Raw genomic sequence first — 14,228 nt, 5'->3', positions numbered from 1 at the left:
AACCTCGACGAGTCGATGCGCGACGAGATCATGGACGTGCTCGAACGCATGTGGAAGGAGCACGGACTGACCTTCATCATGGTCACCCACGACTCGTCGATCGCGAAGAAGGCCCCGCGGCTCGCCACCATCCGCAAGGGCCGGATCACCGTCAAGGAGAACGCCGCCCCATAGGGCGCTGGCCTTCCGCGGGCGAAATGGCTGTCAGGATCAGGGCGGGCGCCCAGTAGGGCGCCCGCCCTGACGGCGTTGCAGACCGGGCCGAGAAGCTGCTTTTGATCTCGTTGTCCTCCTCGACCTGCCAGCGGCCACCGGCCCGGGCGATGATCTGCGGAACCGTGGTACCGAGGCCCCGGCCTCATTCGCGCACCGCCAGAAGATCTGGATCAGCAGCCGAGCCACGATCGGAACGGTGTCGGGGGAGGGTACGGCGGGCTTCGGGGGGCGGCCCGTGGTGATGGACGTGGCAGCCACGGGACTACTCTCGCCGACGCGGGTAGCTTGTGACGCGTCGGCATGGTTGCGTGCGCTCGCCACTCTTCCCTCAAAACTTCTGGAAGACCTTTGAGTGCTCCCCTCGCTCGCCGATTCAGAGGAGAGTCAGAAGCTCCCCCGCTCGGTCAGCGGGACGGGATCCGGGACGGCGTGGGTGGCCAGGACGAGGTCGACCAACGCCTTGGCGGCGGCGGACGGGCGGCGTTCCGTGGAGGTGACGAGGGAGACCTCGAAGCGGGGGGCGGGCTGCACCGGGCGCAGCGCAAGGGCGTCGGCGCGGGAGCCGGAGGTCAGCGAGGCGCTGAGAAAGGCGCAGCCGAATCCGGCGCGGACCAGGTCTACGGCCGTGGGGATGTCGGTCACCTCCACGGCGATCTCCCGCCGCAGGCCGGTACGGGTGAACAGGCGGTCGACGCTGGCCCGGGTGCCCCACCCGGCGGCAGGCGAAACACACACCTGCCGCCACCAGCGTGAGTCCGACGAGTTGGTGGTGCTCACCGCCGGCCGCCAAAACCGCGAGGCGGCTGAGCGAGGTGGGTCAGGACGTGCTGGTCGTCAGCTGCCCTGTGGCGCTGCCCGCGAGCCACTGCGGCCAGGACGCGTTGTAGTCCGTATACCCGTTGTCCCCCGGGGACTTGCCGCGCGGAGACCCGGAGATGGTGACCGGGTCGCCCTGTTCGACGTAGTTGTAGAACCACTCGGCATTGGCATAGGACAGGTGGACGCAGCCGTGCGAGCCGTAGGAATGTCCCGGGTCCGGGTCGCCGGTGGAGTAATGGACGTAAGTGCCCGACGTGGTGAGGTGCACGTCCCAAGGCAGCGTCAGATCATAGTAGTCGGGGCTGTTCGGGTTACAGCTGATGCCGACGCTGCAGGACGTCATCCGCACCGCGCGTTCCTTGTCGATCACCGCCATGGTGCCGTCCCAGGAGGGCCAGCTCGGGCTGCCGGCGTCGATGGGCATGGTGTGCACCAGCTTGCCGTTGCGGTAGACCTTCATGGTGTGGCTCGGGGCGTTCACCTGAGTCTCGACATCCGCCCCGATGGTGAAGCTGTGGTCGTAGTCGTGCGCGCCGTAGCGGCCGTTCCCGTCGCCGACCCCCTTCAACTCGGCGTTGAGCGTCACCTTGGTGCCCGACGGCCAGAACGCCTTGGGCCGGAAGTCGACCCGGGTGCTGCTGAACCAGTGCCAGGCACCGGTGACCGGTGTGGAGGTGGTCACCTTCAGGTGTCGCTCGATCGCGGCGCGGGCGGAGGTAGCCACGGGGTCGCTGAATTCGATGGAGATCGGCATGGCCACTCCGACGGTGGCGCCCGGCTCGGGGACGATCGTGTTGAGCAGCATCGGCGGGCCGGACGGTCGCGTAGGGGAGGGGCTCGCACTCGCGCCGACCGTCGCGGACGGGTGCGTCGCGGCCGTGGCGCTGTCTCCGCAGGCGCTGAGCCCTGACATCAGCATGCCGACGACTCCGGCGACGCCGACCGTCCTCCTCATTCGCTTGATGCTTTTGCTCCGCTCAGGTCGCTTCATACTTGTGGAAACGCTTGTACTCCACAGGCTGTTTCAGGGCGTGAGTAAGAAGCAGGGATGGAAGTCATATGTTTGCTGAGTTCCGATCCCGGCGGACCCGCACGGGCACGCGGCAGGGGCCCGCGCCGTCCGCATGGCAAGCGGCGCGGTTCGCCGACCGGTTGACGAAGCCGCAGACGATGCTTCCAGTTCTGCCTCGCCGCCAAGTCCCGTCACGAAGCCGGCCATGTGCACCTTTCACAGAATCAAGCCCGAGTACGCGCAGAAGTGGCCCGAGATCTCAAGGGAGTTCGTGGAAGCCACCGGCGCTGAGCCCGCTCCTCATACGCCTCGCCGCGGGGGCGAGTGGTGGACTGCGGCGATGGCGGCCGCGACTGCTCGTCGTCCGGCTGCTGAGACACGGGTCGGCGGATCCGTGGCCGCCTAATATAGTGAACTAACAGTACAGAAATATGAGCATGCTCAGGGACGGGAATGCATGAGCGGGGCCCAGGGGGCGAAGGAGAGCAGACGGAGCGGAGCCGCCGTTGAGTCCTCCGGCAAGCGCGGGCCCCTGCTCTCGCCCGTCGCCGGCACGTTCGGCGGGAGCCACGGCAGCGCCACGCTCGTCGTTGCCCTGACCCCGTTCGCATACGCCCTCGGGTCGCTCCCTCTGCCGCCGCTCGGCGACATCCCGGAGAACCGGGCGCTCGTGGAGGTCAGGCCCATGAGGACTGAGAGGCGAGGAACATGCCGAAGCAAGACCCAGCCGTCCAGGGCCACCGAAGCTTCAGCCTCCCGGACACCCGCAGCCCGCGGAAGAACGTCCGGGCACGCGTCAGCAGCCGCTGCCTGGTCTTCAGCTTCACCGGCGGTGCCATGGCGACGGCCCCGTCCGGCATCGTGAACGGCACGCACGAACGGAAAGGCCTCTGCCTGCTGGGAGCGCCCCTGGACCTTATGGCCCTGCTCGTCTCGGCGTACTCCCTCCGGCGTCCCCCTCCGGGTCGTACGGGAGCTCCCCCCGCATGCAGGTCCGCCGCCTCCGCTCGGGAACGGGCCGAAGGCGCGGGGAGGGTGGCGGTATGACGGCCACACCGGCTCGGGCCGGCCTCGCACGGCCGGCGAGTCGCGGTTCGCGCCGGCACGGTGCGAACACCCAGTGGGCGGGCAGCGGGCTGGCCCTCCTGGTCGCCGCGACGTACTTCATGGAGAACCTCGACGGCACCATCATCGCGACCGCCGCGCCCCGCATGGCGCACAGTTTCCACACCAGCGCCGACAGCATCGGCGTGGTCATGACCGTCTATCTGGTCGCCCTGGCAGTCGGCATTCCAGCGAGCGGCTGGCTCGCCGAGCGATGGGGACCCCGGAGCGTCTTCGCCCTGGCCATCACGGTCTTCACCGTCGCCTCCGTGCTGTGCGCCCTCAGCGACAGCCTGCCCCTGCTCACAGGCGTGCGTGTCCTGCAAGGACTGGGCGGCGCCATGATGGTGCCCGTCGGCCGACTCATCGTCCTGCGCACCACCGACCGCAAGGACCTGGCCACGGCGATCGCCTACCTCACCTGGCCCGCGATGCTCGCACCCGTGCTCGCGCCGGTCCTGGGCGGCCTCTTCGTCACCTACGCCTCCTGGCGATGGATCTTCCTGGTCAACCTGCCGCTCGGTGTCGCCTGCCTGATCGCGGAACTGCGGATGGTCGCCACGACACAACCCGCCGAAGAGAAGGCGCCCCTGGACTGGCCGGGTTTCCTGCTGACCGGCACGGGCCTTGCGACGCTGGTCCTCGGCATGGAGGAAGTCGGCGGCGGAGGCGGCCTCGCTCGCCCCCTGGTGGCGCTCGCCGTCTCAGCAGCGCTGCTCGCGGTGTCGGTGCGCCACCTGCGCCGCGCCGCGCGCCCCCTCCTGGACCTCAGGAGCCTTCAGGTGCGCACCTACCGGGCGTCCACGCTCGACGGCTCGCTCTACCGGACGATGGTCAGCGCGGCCCCGTTCCTCCTCCCTCTCATGTTCCAGGACGCGTACCGCTGGTCACCACTGCGGACGGGCCTCATGGTCATCGCGGTCTTCATCGGTAACGTCGGCATCAAGCCCGCCACCACGCCCCTCATGCGCCGCTTCGGTTTCCGCCCGGTGATCCTGGTCAGCACGGTCGGACTCGCGGTGAGCTTCGCGGGCTGCGCGGCTCTGTCGTCCGGCACACCGCTGTGGGTGACGGCGCTGATCCTGCTGGCGAGCGGCATCTTCCGGTCGACCGGGTTCTCGGCGTACAACACCCTGCAGTTCGCCGATGTCGGCCCGGACATCCTGCCCGCCGCCAACACCCTGGCCGCGACGGCGCAGCAACTGGCCGCGGGCCTCGGAGTCGCCGTCACCGCGCTCGTCCTGCGCGGAGCGCAGGCCCTGCCCGGCGCCACCGGGCACAGCACCGAACCGTACCGCGTGACCTGGCTGGTGCTGGTGCTCATCACCTGCCTGTCCGGATGGCAGACCTTCAAGCTCCCTCCCGACGCGGGCTCCGCGGCCCGTCCGTCGGCGAGGGTGGTGTCCACATCGGCCGCGCCCAGGGTTTCTTCGGCGGACGTCGGGCGAACGAAACCCGACAGCGACTCGGAGAGTCGGCCTTGACGACGGACAGCAACGAGTGGTCTCCGGGTTCTGCGGGCCGGATCAGGACGGCTCCCTCCTGGGCGGTGACGGTCGTCGCGCGCCCCCGGCCACGTGCGGCCGTGTGGATGTCCGGGGCAGGCGTCGCACTCTTGGCGCTCGTCGGGGCAAGCGCGCCCAACACCAACACGCTCAGGGCGCCGATCACCTTGTTCCGACTGCCTGCCATGCCTGGCACCGTCTCCGAGGTGGTCACGTCCGCGGCCATCGTGCTGTCGTGTCTTGGTTCACTGCGCATGCTCAAGGCGCACAGTCGGGGCTGGAGTCCGAACCCCCGGCTTCTGTTCCGCGCCGGCGCGCTGGCGGCGCTCGTCGTCGCCAATCTCACTCCGGTCGGTTCCTCGGACACGGCCAGTTATGCCGCATACGGCCGTATAACCGCGCTCGGCGCTGATCCGTATGTGATGACCCCCGCCCAATTGGGAGGCGCCTACGCCCATCTGGTGGGCGCCGCGTGGCGGAACACGGCATCCGTGTACGGGCCGGTCGCGACGTGGTGGCAGGCCGTTGCAGCGTTTGTCGGCGGCGATCGGCCGTGGCTGACGATCTGGGTGCTCATGCTCGCGAATGCGGCCGCGTTCGTGGGCACCGGCTACCTGCTGATGCGCACCGCCGACGATCCGGTCCGGGCCGGCCTGCTGTGGATCGCCAACCCGCTCCTGATCGGTGTGCTGGTCGCGGGCGGGCATCTGGACACCCTCGTCGCCTGCCTGGCCGTCTGCGCGGTCCACTGCGCCCTCCGGGCTGCCCGACGGCACCACGATCTGGCGGTCGGAGTGCTGGTGGGCCTGGCGTGCGGTGTCAAGATCAGTGCTGCCCTGCTCGGCGTGGGACTGGCCTGGCCGTGGCTGCGTGCAGGCCTCTGGCGCCAGGCTGCCCGGCTGACGTGCGCGGCCACGCTGATGCCGGCCGTCCTCTACGGTGTCTACGGCCTGCACGCCCTTGTCCCGCTCTCGGCGGCCTCACACATGGTCTCGACACCCTCGATGTGGGCAGTGTTCGACCACTTCGGTACCGCGTTCCTGGGCCGTCGTGCGACCGCCACCGCTTCCGGTGTTCTGTGGCCCGTCCTGATGCTCGCACTGGCTTGGATACTCCACCGCCGCGTTCCGGCGGACACGCCCGCCGTCGTCGCCGTACCGTTCGCGCTCGCTTTCGCCTGGGTCCTCTCGGCGCCGTGGTCGATGCCCTGGTACACAGCTCTCGCCTGGGCACTGGCCGCCTTGTTCCGCCTAGGCCGCCTCACCCAGTACCTCGTCGTGACCACCGCCGTCCTGGCTTTGTTCCACAGCAACGGCGGTCACGGCTGGACATGGTGACGACTCCGTGGTTCCGGTGAACGGCACGAACGTGGCCTTCTGCGGTGGCCCCGGACACGACCTGCTGGACCACGACTTCGGCACCGTCTACAACGCCCGCCGCCAGTGGTGATGCGTGCGTGCGGTGGCGGGCCGGGGGAGCGGGCGGTTGCCGGGGCCGTGCTCGTCGGCCCCGTCTCCGGCTGACTGGTGGGTGGTTCGAGGGAGCGTGCACACCGCAGCATGATCAACCCACTCGTCGAACGATCGCGGCCAACGCACGAGGCACGTCGCCGATGTCCGGCCCGAGCTGGACATCAGGGTGTCCGAACGTGCTGGTGCAACTGCTGGAGGGCTGCGCCTACTCTCGCACGCGGAAGCGGAGCATCGTGACGGCGCCAGACTGGGTGTTGCTGAAAGGTTCCAGGTCGATCCTGTCGAGGCTTGGGGGCGAGAAGCGGACACCGTCGCCGAGTAGCACCGGTAGGACATACACCAGGATCTCGTCGACGAGCCCGCGCTGCAGGCACTGGGCGGCCACGTCAGCACCGAGGATCTCCAGGTTCTTGCCGCCCGCGGCGCTGCGTGCCGTGGCAACGGCTTCCTCAAGGTCACAGGTGAGGAACGTGACGGTAGGGTCCGGCTCGTCGGGAGGCTCGTGGGTGAGGACGAACTGTGCTCCCCCGTCGTAGGCGGTGTCCTGGTCGGCCATACGCTTGGCGACCTCGTACGTGCCCCGGCCGACGAGCATGGCGCCCGTGGCCGCCATAACCTCCGGGAACGCATCCGCAGTCAGGTACTCGAAGATCCAGTCCATCGCGTGGCCACGACCGGCGATGAACCCGTCCAGCGACATCGCCCTGTTCACGACCACTTTGCCGGTGCCGATGCTCACATCACTCATGCGTCTTCTCCAAGGATTCTGGAGGCCCGAGGTCGAATCATAGTTCGGCCGGTGGGGAGGGCGACGGCGGGAGTTGTATGCGTATCTGCGGTGGCCCAACGCTAACAACCGGCATCCGGATGTGCTGGTCGCGCAGCGTCGGGAACGTGCCCGGTTACGGAGTGAACGACACGTGGGGTCGTCCCCAGTCCCGGGCTGCGTGACCAACCCGGTGATCGTTTGTGGTCACCGCCTAGTACTGCAACCGCACTCATGGAATCAGCGCAGGTCAGCGTAGGCGTCTGGGCATTTCGGAGCTGACAGTCCATCGGATGAAGATGCCGTTGACCTGCCAGTTCGCGATCGGTCCCGGCGCGGCGACTATCACCGTGCACCGTCGGATCGCCACCGCCCGAAAAGCGCCGCACTGCGCCTGACCTGCGGTGACGCGACAGGTGCGGTTGCAGTACTAGCCGACGTGAGAGTTCAGGAACTCGAGCGTACGGTTCCAAGCCAGCTGCGCGGACGCAGCATGGTACGTCTCACGGCCGTCGTTGAAGAATGCGTGGCCCGCCGGGTAGAGGTGGAATGTCGGTACGATGCCGGCCTGCTGCTCGATCGCGGTGCGCAGCTGCTCCAGCGACTCCAGCGGGACGGTCGTGTCCAACTCGCCGTAGTGCCCGAGCACTTCGGCCTTGAGCCCGGAGAAGTCCGGCAACGCGCCCGGGATGACCCCGTAGAAGGGCACCGCCGCCACCACCCGCGGATCACGGGCGGCGAGGGCGAGGACGAAGCCGCCTCCCATGCAGAAGCCGGCCGTGCCCACACCGGCGCTGGTGACCTCCTCCTGCGAGAGCAGGAAGTCCACGGCCCCGGACAGCAACTGCGCGCCGAGCTCGGTGGGGAGCTCGGACATCATGCGGTGCGCCTCGGCGGCGTCGTGGGCCACCCGTCCCCCGTACAGGTCCGGAGCGAGGGCCACGAACCCGGCCTCGGCGAACCGATCGGTGATGTCGGCTATGTGGTCGGTCAGTCCCCACCACTCCTGGATGACGATGATGCCGGGCCCGCGGCCGGACGGCGGAAGGGCCAGATGGCCATGGGCGATCTGGCCCGCGCTGGGGAAAGTGACGTTCTGACGGGCGGGGATCGATGACACGGCGCGTGGCTCCTGGATGTCGAGGACGTGGTGGTCCAACACTGTGCTCAACGTGCCAACCATCTCAGAAAATCCCAGGAGTAACATTGGTCACACATCTCCCGGAACGGCCAGTCCATCGGCTGTCGCCCTGGCTCTGCACGAGGTGGCATGACCGAGCGATGCGCGGACAGGAGCCTGGCGGCTCGTGAGGAGAATGCCGAGCCGGTGGCGGCGTCAACGGGCCGGTGGTGTCAGTGGGCCGCCCACGCCTCCACCGCTGTGGACACCGGCGTCCCCGTCCGCGCCGACTCCTCGATCGCCATCGCCAGCAGATGGTCCTGGCAGCCCTCGGCCAGCGGATACGGTTCCGGGCCCGCGCCCCGTACCCATGCGCCCGTACGGCACAGCAGATCCATCACGGCGAGGTCGTCCTCGGACAGGCTCGCGCCCAGATACTGGTTGCGCCACACCACCCGTCCGTCGAACGAGATGTGGTGCACCTCGGCGCCCTCCAGGTTGAGATCCGTGCCGGTGCGGCGCCGCATCAGAGGAGACTTGACGGGCGTGCGCGGATCGGCCATCCGCACCACGGTGTCGTCCACGATCTCGCCGAGTGAGCCGCGCACCACTACGCGGCGGCCCCGCAGCGGTTCCACCACTGATTGTCCGTGAAGTCGTACAGGCCCGTGCGGGCCCCGCCGAAGTCGAGGAAAGCAAGGGTGGTGACGGAGTCCCCGGGCGTCAGGTCGTCCGACCAGCCGCGGGGGGACAGCGGGTCGGCGAGCGGGGCGGTGAAGGCCCGGGCCGTAACCGTCGCGGGCCCGGAACCGACGTCCAGCGTGTGCCGGATCAGCGACATCGCGTGGTACATGTGCGTCGAGGACACCTGGACCGACGTGACCTCGCCGATCAGGCCCTCCCTCACGAGCGCGATGCGAGCGGCGTGGCCCGGCATCAGCGGGTACTGCTCGGCGACTTGGACGCGCGCACCGCCGCCGACGCGCGTCGCGGCCCCAACGGCGCCCCACAACTCCCGCAGCCCGACGACGTCGGGTGCCGGCGGTGTTTCGGCGAGGACCGGTGCGAGCTCGACCAGTTCTCGTACGACCTCGGGGTGGCGTCCCAGGGCACGGAGGCGACCACGAACTCCGGTGCAGTGCCGCTCAGTTCGCCGACAGACCGGAAAGCGGGCACCCCCCACGCCGCCTCGACCTGCGCGGCCCGTGCTGCCGAGCGTGTTACCACACCGGCCCATGCCAGCCGTTGCGGCAACGCCCGCGCCAGCCGTGCGAGGAACGCGGCGCGCCAGCCACTGCACACGATGCCGAAACGTACGGGTGCTGCGCTCACGTGTCCACTCCTTAGGGGTCCTTGCACCGGGCCGGGGAGGCCGACTGCGGGCCTACATGAGACCATCGCGGCTGTCGGCTCCGCCGCCCAGTGGAACGCGGCGATCGGCTCCGCTTACGCCGGCGGCGCCGCCTTTGGGATGAGACCGTGCGCCCCATCGACGATGCGGCCGAGGCAGTAGCCTGCGGGCCCGCCATGGCCCACTCCGCGTCGTCATCCCCAAGGGTATGTGCGCACCTGCTGCGGCAGTCCGCGGCTGCTGCGGAAGACACAGACACGTCGACTGACGTGCGGATCGTTGTGAGAGAGGCTGTACGTGCGGATTCTGGACGAGCTGCAGCGCTCGGTCGTGTTGGTGGCCCCTGACCTGGTCGGAGATGTCGTCGAGGCGCTCAAGGAGATCACCGGCCGCCCGGTGAAGGGCTACGCCGGGGTGTCCTTTGGCAGCGGGGAGGATCACCTCGCCGCGGAGACTCCCGTTGTCTATGTCGGCCCTGACGTTCCCGAATCGCTGCGCCTGAAGAGGCTGAGCTGGTTCCACAGCACCAACGCCGGGGTCGACGCGTTGCTGCGCCGCAGGTCCTGGCCGCCCGAAGTGCTCCTCACCCGCACCGTGGGACGCATGGGGGAGCGGATCGGTCAGTACGTACTGGCCTGGATCCTCGCGGAATGTCAGACGGTGCCGGTCTTCCTCGAGCAGCACCGGCGCACCGAGTGGCAGCGCGTGCCGTCCGAGCTCGTCGCAGGCCAGACGGCGCTGATCTACGGTGCAGGACGCATGGGAGCGCGGGTCGCAGCGATGCTGAGCGGCTGCGGGATCCACACGGTGGGCGTGAGCCGCACGGCGCGTACCGCTGTCCCCGGCTTCGACGAGACGGTGACCACCGACGCGGCCGACGCCCTGCTCGGCGGGGCCCGCTGGGTCGTCTCCACGCTGCCGCTGACCGCCGAGACGGAGAACTTCTTCGACGCCGACAGGTTCGACGCCATGCGCGGCGCCACGTTCATCAACGCCGGTCGCGGCGCCAACGTCGACCTCGCCGCCCTCGCCCACGCGATCGACACGGGCGCGGTGCGCACCGCCGTACTCGACGTGCTGCGTGAAGAGCCGCCCGGATTCGACCACCTGGTGTGGAGGCTGCCTCGCACCGTGGTCACCTCCCACTCCGCGGGCATCACCGGGCCGGACGACGTGACCACTGATTTCGCCGTCTGCTGGGAGGCGTTGAGCAAGGGGCGCCTTCCCGAGCTCGCCGTGGTTCCTGCGCAGGGCTACTGACCAGCGACCAACGGCTGCCGCCGGCTCGACGATCCTCGAGGGACGCCGGCTCGGTGGCCGAGCCGGCGTCGAGCGCAGGCTGCGCCGTGTCAGACGGTGTCCAACTCGGCGATCTCCTCGTCCGTCAGCTTCAGCTCGGCAGCCGCCGCCGAGTCGCGGATGGTCTCCGGCCGGCTCGCGCCGGGAATCGGAACGACGACCGGCGACTTGGCGAGCATCCAGGCCAGGCAGACCTGCTGCGGGCTGACCCCGTGAGCCTCGGCGACCCGCGCGAACGGTGCGTAGGCCGAGCCGAGTTCGCGCGCACGGGAGATGCCCCCCAGAGGGCTCCACGGCAGGAACGCGATGCCGAGCTCGTCACACAGCTGAAGCTCGGGCTCGCTGGAGCGGAAGGCCGGCGAGAACTGGTTCTGGACGGAGACCAGGCGGCCGCCGAGGATCTCGCCCGCCTGCCGGATCTGGTCCGGGTTGGCGTTGGAGATGCCGGCCAGGCGGATCTTGCCCTCGTCGAGGAGTTCCCGCACCGCACCGACCGACTCCGCATAGGGGACCTTGGGATCGGGACGGTGGAACTGGTAGAGCCCGATGGCCTCCACGCCAAGGCGGCGCAGGGAGGCTTCACAGGCCTCCTTGATGTGCTTGGGGGAGCCGTCCAGCGTCCAGCTGCCGTCTCCGGGACGCAGGTGGCCGCCCTTCGTGGCGACGAGGACATCCCCACCCAGCGCGTGGGAGGCGAGAGCCTTGGCGATCAGCGTTTCGTTGTGACCGACTTCACCGGCGTCCCGGTGGTATGCATCGGCGGTGTCGATCAGCGTCACACCGGCGTCGAGCGCGGCGTGAATGGTGGCGAGGGAACGTGCCTCCGCCGGGCGGCCCTCGATCGACATGGGCATGGCGCCCAGGCCGATCGCGCTGACCTCGATGTCACCGATGCGGCGAGTGTGCATGGGCTCGAGACCTCTTTCGAATGTCACGCGGGTTCGCGCGGAACTGGTGCCGGCCGACACCTGCGGTAGGGTCCCGCGGCGATTCGGCACAACCCAGCGTCGTCGAGCCACAGCCAGGGGTCCAATAGAAGAAAGCGAACGCATTCAGCAGCGAGTCATCTGAATGGGGCGACCTTCACAATGCTCACTGATTGCAGCGCGAGCCGGATCGCGCGCAACGGCCATGCCGCTGGGCGAGCTCCGACTCCGGACGTCTCGAGGCAACGCGGGTACGCTCATGGCTGCGGGTCGGGCGCTGCTGTCGGCCAGGGTCTCCCGCACCACGGTCGCCGCGCGTTCCGCATCCTCCCGCGAGACGTCGAGGTGGAACACGCACCGTCCGCGAGTGGACGTGCGGCGAGTGCGCCACCGTGCACGACCGCGACCACAACGCAGCACGCAACGTCCTCTTCGAAGGACGCCGTATCGTCACCGCCGGACGGGTGGAGACGCTAAACGCCTGTGGAGTGCCGCTAAGACGGGCCACGTGCCCGCACAGCGCGTTGAAGCAGGAAGCCCCCGGAAGGGTCAGACGATCCAGGCCGGAACCCCTGGACATTAGGCCAGGGAATACGTCAAGGGACAGCTGATGCGGGCGGGTTGGCACCGGGTGTGTGCCCCAGGTGCGCTGAGAGGGTCTTCGCCGCCTCGCTCACCACGGCGCCGAAGAACGGCTCGGATTCGTCGGTCAACCGGCTCATCGGGACATTGACACTGAGACTCGCGATCGGCTCGCCCGCCTCACCCATGACGGCCGCCGCGACCGATCCGACGTCGGACCGCCATTCCCCCCTGTTCGTCGCGTAGCCGTGCGCTCGGATCCGGTCCAGCTCGGCGAGCAACCGGTCGGGATCGGTGATGGTCGTGTCGGTGTAACGCGAAAGCCCCTCGGCGAGCAGCCGATCGACCACCTCGGCAGAGCTGTTCGCCAGCACCGCCTTGCCGTTGGCGGACGCGTGGAAGGGCAGGGAATGCCCCAGGGACATGCTGGTGCGCACCGGCTTGGACGTCTCCAGTCGCTCGATGAGCACCATCCTGTTTCCCTCCGGAACCGTGAGGTGGATCGTCTCGTCGGTGCGCCGGCGCAACTCCTCCATCACGGGAACGGCTGCGTTGCGCAGGCCGAGGTCGCCGCTGGCATGCCGGCCCACATCCAGTGCCTTGGTGGTCAGGGCCCAGCGTGTGATCTCACCTCCCGCAGGACGGATCCACCCCGCCTCGTCCAGCGTGCGCAGTGCGCGTTGCACAGAACTCTTAGGCATCCCCAGAACCCGTGACAGCTCGCCGACGCCGATCGGCTGCCGCGTCGCGACCTCCTCCAGCACACGCAGAGCGTTGAGGACGTTCCGCATCCATTGACTCCTCTCTGACTCGTCCCTAACATCACCGTACCTTTTTACGGCACAGTGTGCCACGTCACGGCACAAGCGAAATTGGGTGATTGTCAGTGACCACGCGCAGTGGACGGCATTTCCTCCAGATCCCCGGCCCCACCAACGTTCCCGACCGAGTGCTGCGGGCCATTGCACAGCCCACAATCGACCATCGTGGGCCGGAGTTCGCCGAGTTGGCACTGGACCTCCTGCCGCGCCTGAAGCCGGTGTTCGGCACAAGTGGCCCCGTCATCGTCTACCCCTCCTCCGGAACCGGTGCCTGGGAAGCGGCGCTGGTCAACACCCTCAGCCCGGGTGACCGTGTACTGGCCTTCGAGACCGGGCACTTCGCCACGCTCTGGCACGAGATGGCCGAACGCCTCGGGCTGGAAGTCGACTTCGTCCCCGGGGACTGGCGGCGCGGCGCGGACCCCGAGGCCGTCGCCGAACGGCTGGCGGCGGACACGGCGCACTCCATCGCGGCCGTGATGGTGGTCCACAACGAGACCTCCACCGGCGTCACCAGCCGTGTGCCGGATATCAGGGCTGCCATCGACGAGGCGGGCCACCCCGCTCTGCTCCTGGTCGACACCATCTCCTCGCTGGGCTCGATCGACTACCGCCACGAGGAGTGGGGCGTCGACGTCACCGTCAGCTGCTCGCAGAAGGGCCTGATGCTGCCGCCGGGACTGGGCTTCAACGCGGTGAGCGAGAAGGCACTGGCCGCCTCCGCGACGGCGCGGCTTCCGCGGTCGTACTGGGACTGGGCACCCATCCTCGAGGCGAACAGGCAGGGCTTCTTTCCCTACACGCCTGCCACCAACTTGCTCTACGGCCTGCGGGAAGCCCTGCTCATGCTCGAGGAGGAGGGGCTGCCCGACGTCTTCGCACGCCATGCCCGCCACGCGGCGGCCACCCGGGCCGCCGTCAACGGCTGGGGCCTGGAGGTGCTGTGTGCCGACGAGCGGGAGTACTCGGGATCCCTGACCGCCGTGCTGCTGGGCGAGGAGCACGATGCGGACAAGGTGCGCCGGATCATCCTGGACCGCTTCGACATGTCCCTGGGGACCGGCCTGGGCAGGCTCGCCGGACGGGTCTTCCGGATCGGACACCTCGGACACTTCAACGACCTGACCCTGGCCGCAACTCTCGCCGGCGTCCACATGGGGTTGCAACTGGCAGGAGTGGACATCAACCCTGCCGGCTTGGGTGCAGCACTGGACCTGCTGAGCTCCGAGTGAACA

The 14,228-nt window shown here is 68.9% G+C and carries 13 protein-coding genes and 1 pseudogene; 6 read left to right on the top strand and 8 right to left on the bottom strand.

Annotation, left to right across the window (positions count from 1 at the left end):
• Nucleotides 1-174 (top strand): annotated as a pseudogene (locus ACZ3TS_RS33400) (ABC transporter ATP-binding protein); the annotation flags it as partial.
• Between the two features lie 426 nt (nucleotides 175-600).
• Here ACZ3TS_RS33400 and ACZ3TS_RS33395 read toward each other — a convergent pair.
• Both ACZ3TS_RS33395 and ACZ3TS_RS33390 read right to left on the bottom strand, forming a co-directional pair.
• A complete protein-coding gene (locus tag ACZ3TS_RS33395; protein ID WP_467625365.1) occupies nucleotides 601-993 on the bottom strand; it encodes a LysR substrate-binding domain-containing protein in 393 nt (130 codons plus the stop codon).
• 40 nt (nucleotides 994-1,033) lie between these two features.
• On the bottom strand, nucleotides 1,034-1,990 hold the full coding sequence (locus ACZ3TS_RS33390) for a L,D-transpeptidase (protein ID WP_467625363.1): 957 nt from the start codon (nucleotides 1,988-1,990) through the stop codon (nucleotides 1,034-1,036).
• Between the two features lie 1,100 nt (nucleotides 1,991-3,090).
• On the opposite strand from ACZ3TS_RS33390, the gene ACZ3TS_RS33385 reads away from it, so the two are divergent.
• Together ACZ3TS_RS33385 and ACZ3TS_RS33380 are read left to right on the top strand one after the other, a co-directional pair.
• On the top strand, nucleotides 3,091-4,635 hold the full coding sequence (locus ACZ3TS_RS33385; protein ID WP_467625360.1) for an MFS transporter: 1,545 nt from the start codon (nucleotides 3,091-3,093) through the stop codon (nucleotides 4,633-4,635).
• Between the two features lie 107 nt (nucleotides 4,636-4,742).
• A complete protein-coding gene (locus ACZ3TS_RS33380) occupies nucleotides 4,743-5,993 on the top strand; it encodes an MptA/MptB family glycosyltransferase (RefSeq protein ID WP_467625369.1) in 1,251 nt (416 codons plus the stop codon).
• Nucleotides 5,994-6,333: 340 nt separating this feature from the next.
• Here the strand turns inward: ACZ3TS_RS33380 and ACZ3TS_RS33375 are convergent, their stop codons facing one another.
• The 4 genes from ACZ3TS_RS33375 to ACZ3TS_RS33360 all read right to left on the bottom strand — a co-directional run bounded on the left by ACZ3TS_RS33375 (nucleotide 6,334) and on the right by ACZ3TS_RS33360 (nucleotide 9,197).
• Nucleotides 6,334-6,876 carry a dihydrofolate reductase family protein gene (locus tag ACZ3TS_RS33375; RefSeq protein WP_467625357.1) on the bottom strand — a complete coding sequence of 181 codons (543 nt, stop codon included), beginning with the start codon at nucleotides 6,874-6,876 and terminating at the stop codon, nucleotides 6,334-6,336.
• A 448-nt stretch (nucleotides 6,877-7,324) separates the two neighbouring features.
• Nucleotides 7,325-8,032, bottom strand: coding sequence for a dienelactone hydrolase family protein (locus ACZ3TS_RS33370; protein ID WP_467625368.1), 708 nt, complete (start codon nucleotides 8,030-8,032; stop codon nucleotides 7,325-7,327).
• A 215-nt stretch (nucleotides 8,033-8,247) separates the two neighbouring features.
• A complete protein-coding gene (locus tag ACZ3TS_RS33365) occupies nucleotides 8,248-8,655 on the bottom strand; it encodes a hypothetical protein (RefSeq protein WP_467625354.1) in 408 nt (135 codons plus the stop codon).
• A complete protein-coding gene (locus ACZ3TS_RS33360; protein ID WP_467625351.1) occupies nucleotides 8,625-9,197 on the bottom strand; it encodes a hypothetical protein in 573 nt (190 codons plus the stop codon). Before ACZ3TS_RS33360 ends, ACZ3TS_RS33365 begins: the two co-directional genes overlap by 31 nt.
• A gap of 465 nt (nucleotides 9,198-9,662) precedes the next feature.
• Here ACZ3TS_RS33360 and ACZ3TS_RS33355 point away from each other — a divergent pair, with 465 nt between their 5' ends.
• Nucleotides 9,663-10,625, top strand: a complete 963-nt coding sequence (locus ACZ3TS_RS33355) for an NAD(P)-dependent oxidoreductase (RefSeq protein WP_467625349.1) — start codon at nucleotides 9,663-9,665, stop codon at nucleotides 10,623-10,625.
• 89 nt (nucleotides 10,626-10,714) lie between these two features.
• Here the strand turns inward: ACZ3TS_RS33355 and ACZ3TS_RS33350 are convergent, their stop codons facing one another.
• On the bottom strand, nucleotides 10,715-11,572 hold the full coding sequence (locus ACZ3TS_RS33350) for an aldo/keto reductase (RefSeq protein ID WP_467625346.1): 858 nt from the start codon (nucleotides 11,570-11,572) through the stop codon (nucleotides 10,715-10,717).
• Nucleotides 11,573-11,763: 191 nt separating this feature from the next.
• On the opposite strand from ACZ3TS_RS33350, the gene ACZ3TS_RS33345 reads away from it, so the two are divergent.
• Nucleotides 11,764-12,201, top strand: coding sequence for a zinc ribbon domain-containing protein (locus ACZ3TS_RS33345; protein ID WP_467625343.1), 438 nt, complete (start codon nucleotides 11,764-11,766; stop codon nucleotides 12,199-12,201).
• Here ACZ3TS_RS33345 and ACZ3TS_RS33340 read toward each other — a convergent pair.
• Nucleotides 12,187-12,963 carry an IclR family transcriptional regulator gene (locus tag ACZ3TS_RS33340; RefSeq protein ID WP_467625341.1) on the bottom strand — a complete coding sequence of 259 codons (777 nt, stop codon included), beginning with the start codon at nucleotides 12,961-12,963 and terminating at the stop codon, nucleotides 12,187-12,189. The two genes, ACZ3TS_RS33345 and ACZ3TS_RS33340, sit on opposite strands and share 15 nt — an antisense overlap.
• Nucleotides 12,964-13,058: 95 nt before the next feature.
• On the opposite strand from ACZ3TS_RS33340, the gene ACZ3TS_RS33335 reads away from it, so the two are divergent.
• Complete coding sequence (locus ACZ3TS_RS33335; RefSeq protein ID WP_467625338.1) at nucleotides 13,059-14,225, top strand: pyridoxal-phosphate-dependent aminotransferase family protein; 1,167 nt, start codon at nucleotides 13,059-13,061, stop codon at nucleotides 14,223-14,225.
• Nucleotides 14,226-14,228: the final 3 nt, after the last annotated feature.

The organism is Streptomyces sp. NPDC022910 (assembly GCF_055561075.1).
The sequence above is the reverse complement of the archived record's forward strand: the minus strand, read 5'-3'. Positions and strand labels throughout refer to the sequence as shown.

Excerpts from the sequence above, each read along its gene's own strand:
- ACZ3TS_RS33390 (WP_467625363.1), bottom strand. The coding sequence starts at position 1,990 with ATGAGGAGGACGGTCGGCGTCGCCGGAGTCGTCGGCATGCTGATGTCA.
- ACZ3TS_RS33380 (WP_467625369.1), top strand. The coding sequence starts at position 4,743 with ATGTCCGGGGCAGGCGTCGCACTCTTGGCGCTCGTCGGGGCAAGCGCG.
- ACZ3TS_RS33385 (WP_467625360.1), top strand. The coding sequence starts at position 3,091 with ATGACGGCCACACCGGCTCGGGCCGGCCTCGCACGGCCGGCGAGTCGC.
- ACZ3TS_RS33375 (WP_467625357.1), bottom strand. The coding sequence starts at position 6,876 with ATGAGTGATGTGAGCATCGGCACCGGCAAAGTGGTCGTGAACAGGGCG.
- ACZ3TS_RS33350 (WP_467625346.1), bottom strand. The coding sequence starts at position 11,572 with ATGCACACTCGCCGCATCGGTGACATCGAGGTCAGCGCGATCGGCCTG.
- ACZ3TS_RS33340 (WP_467625341.1), bottom strand. The coding sequence starts at position 12,963 with ATGCGGAACGTCCTCAACGCTCTGCGTGTGCTGGAGGAGGTCGCGACG.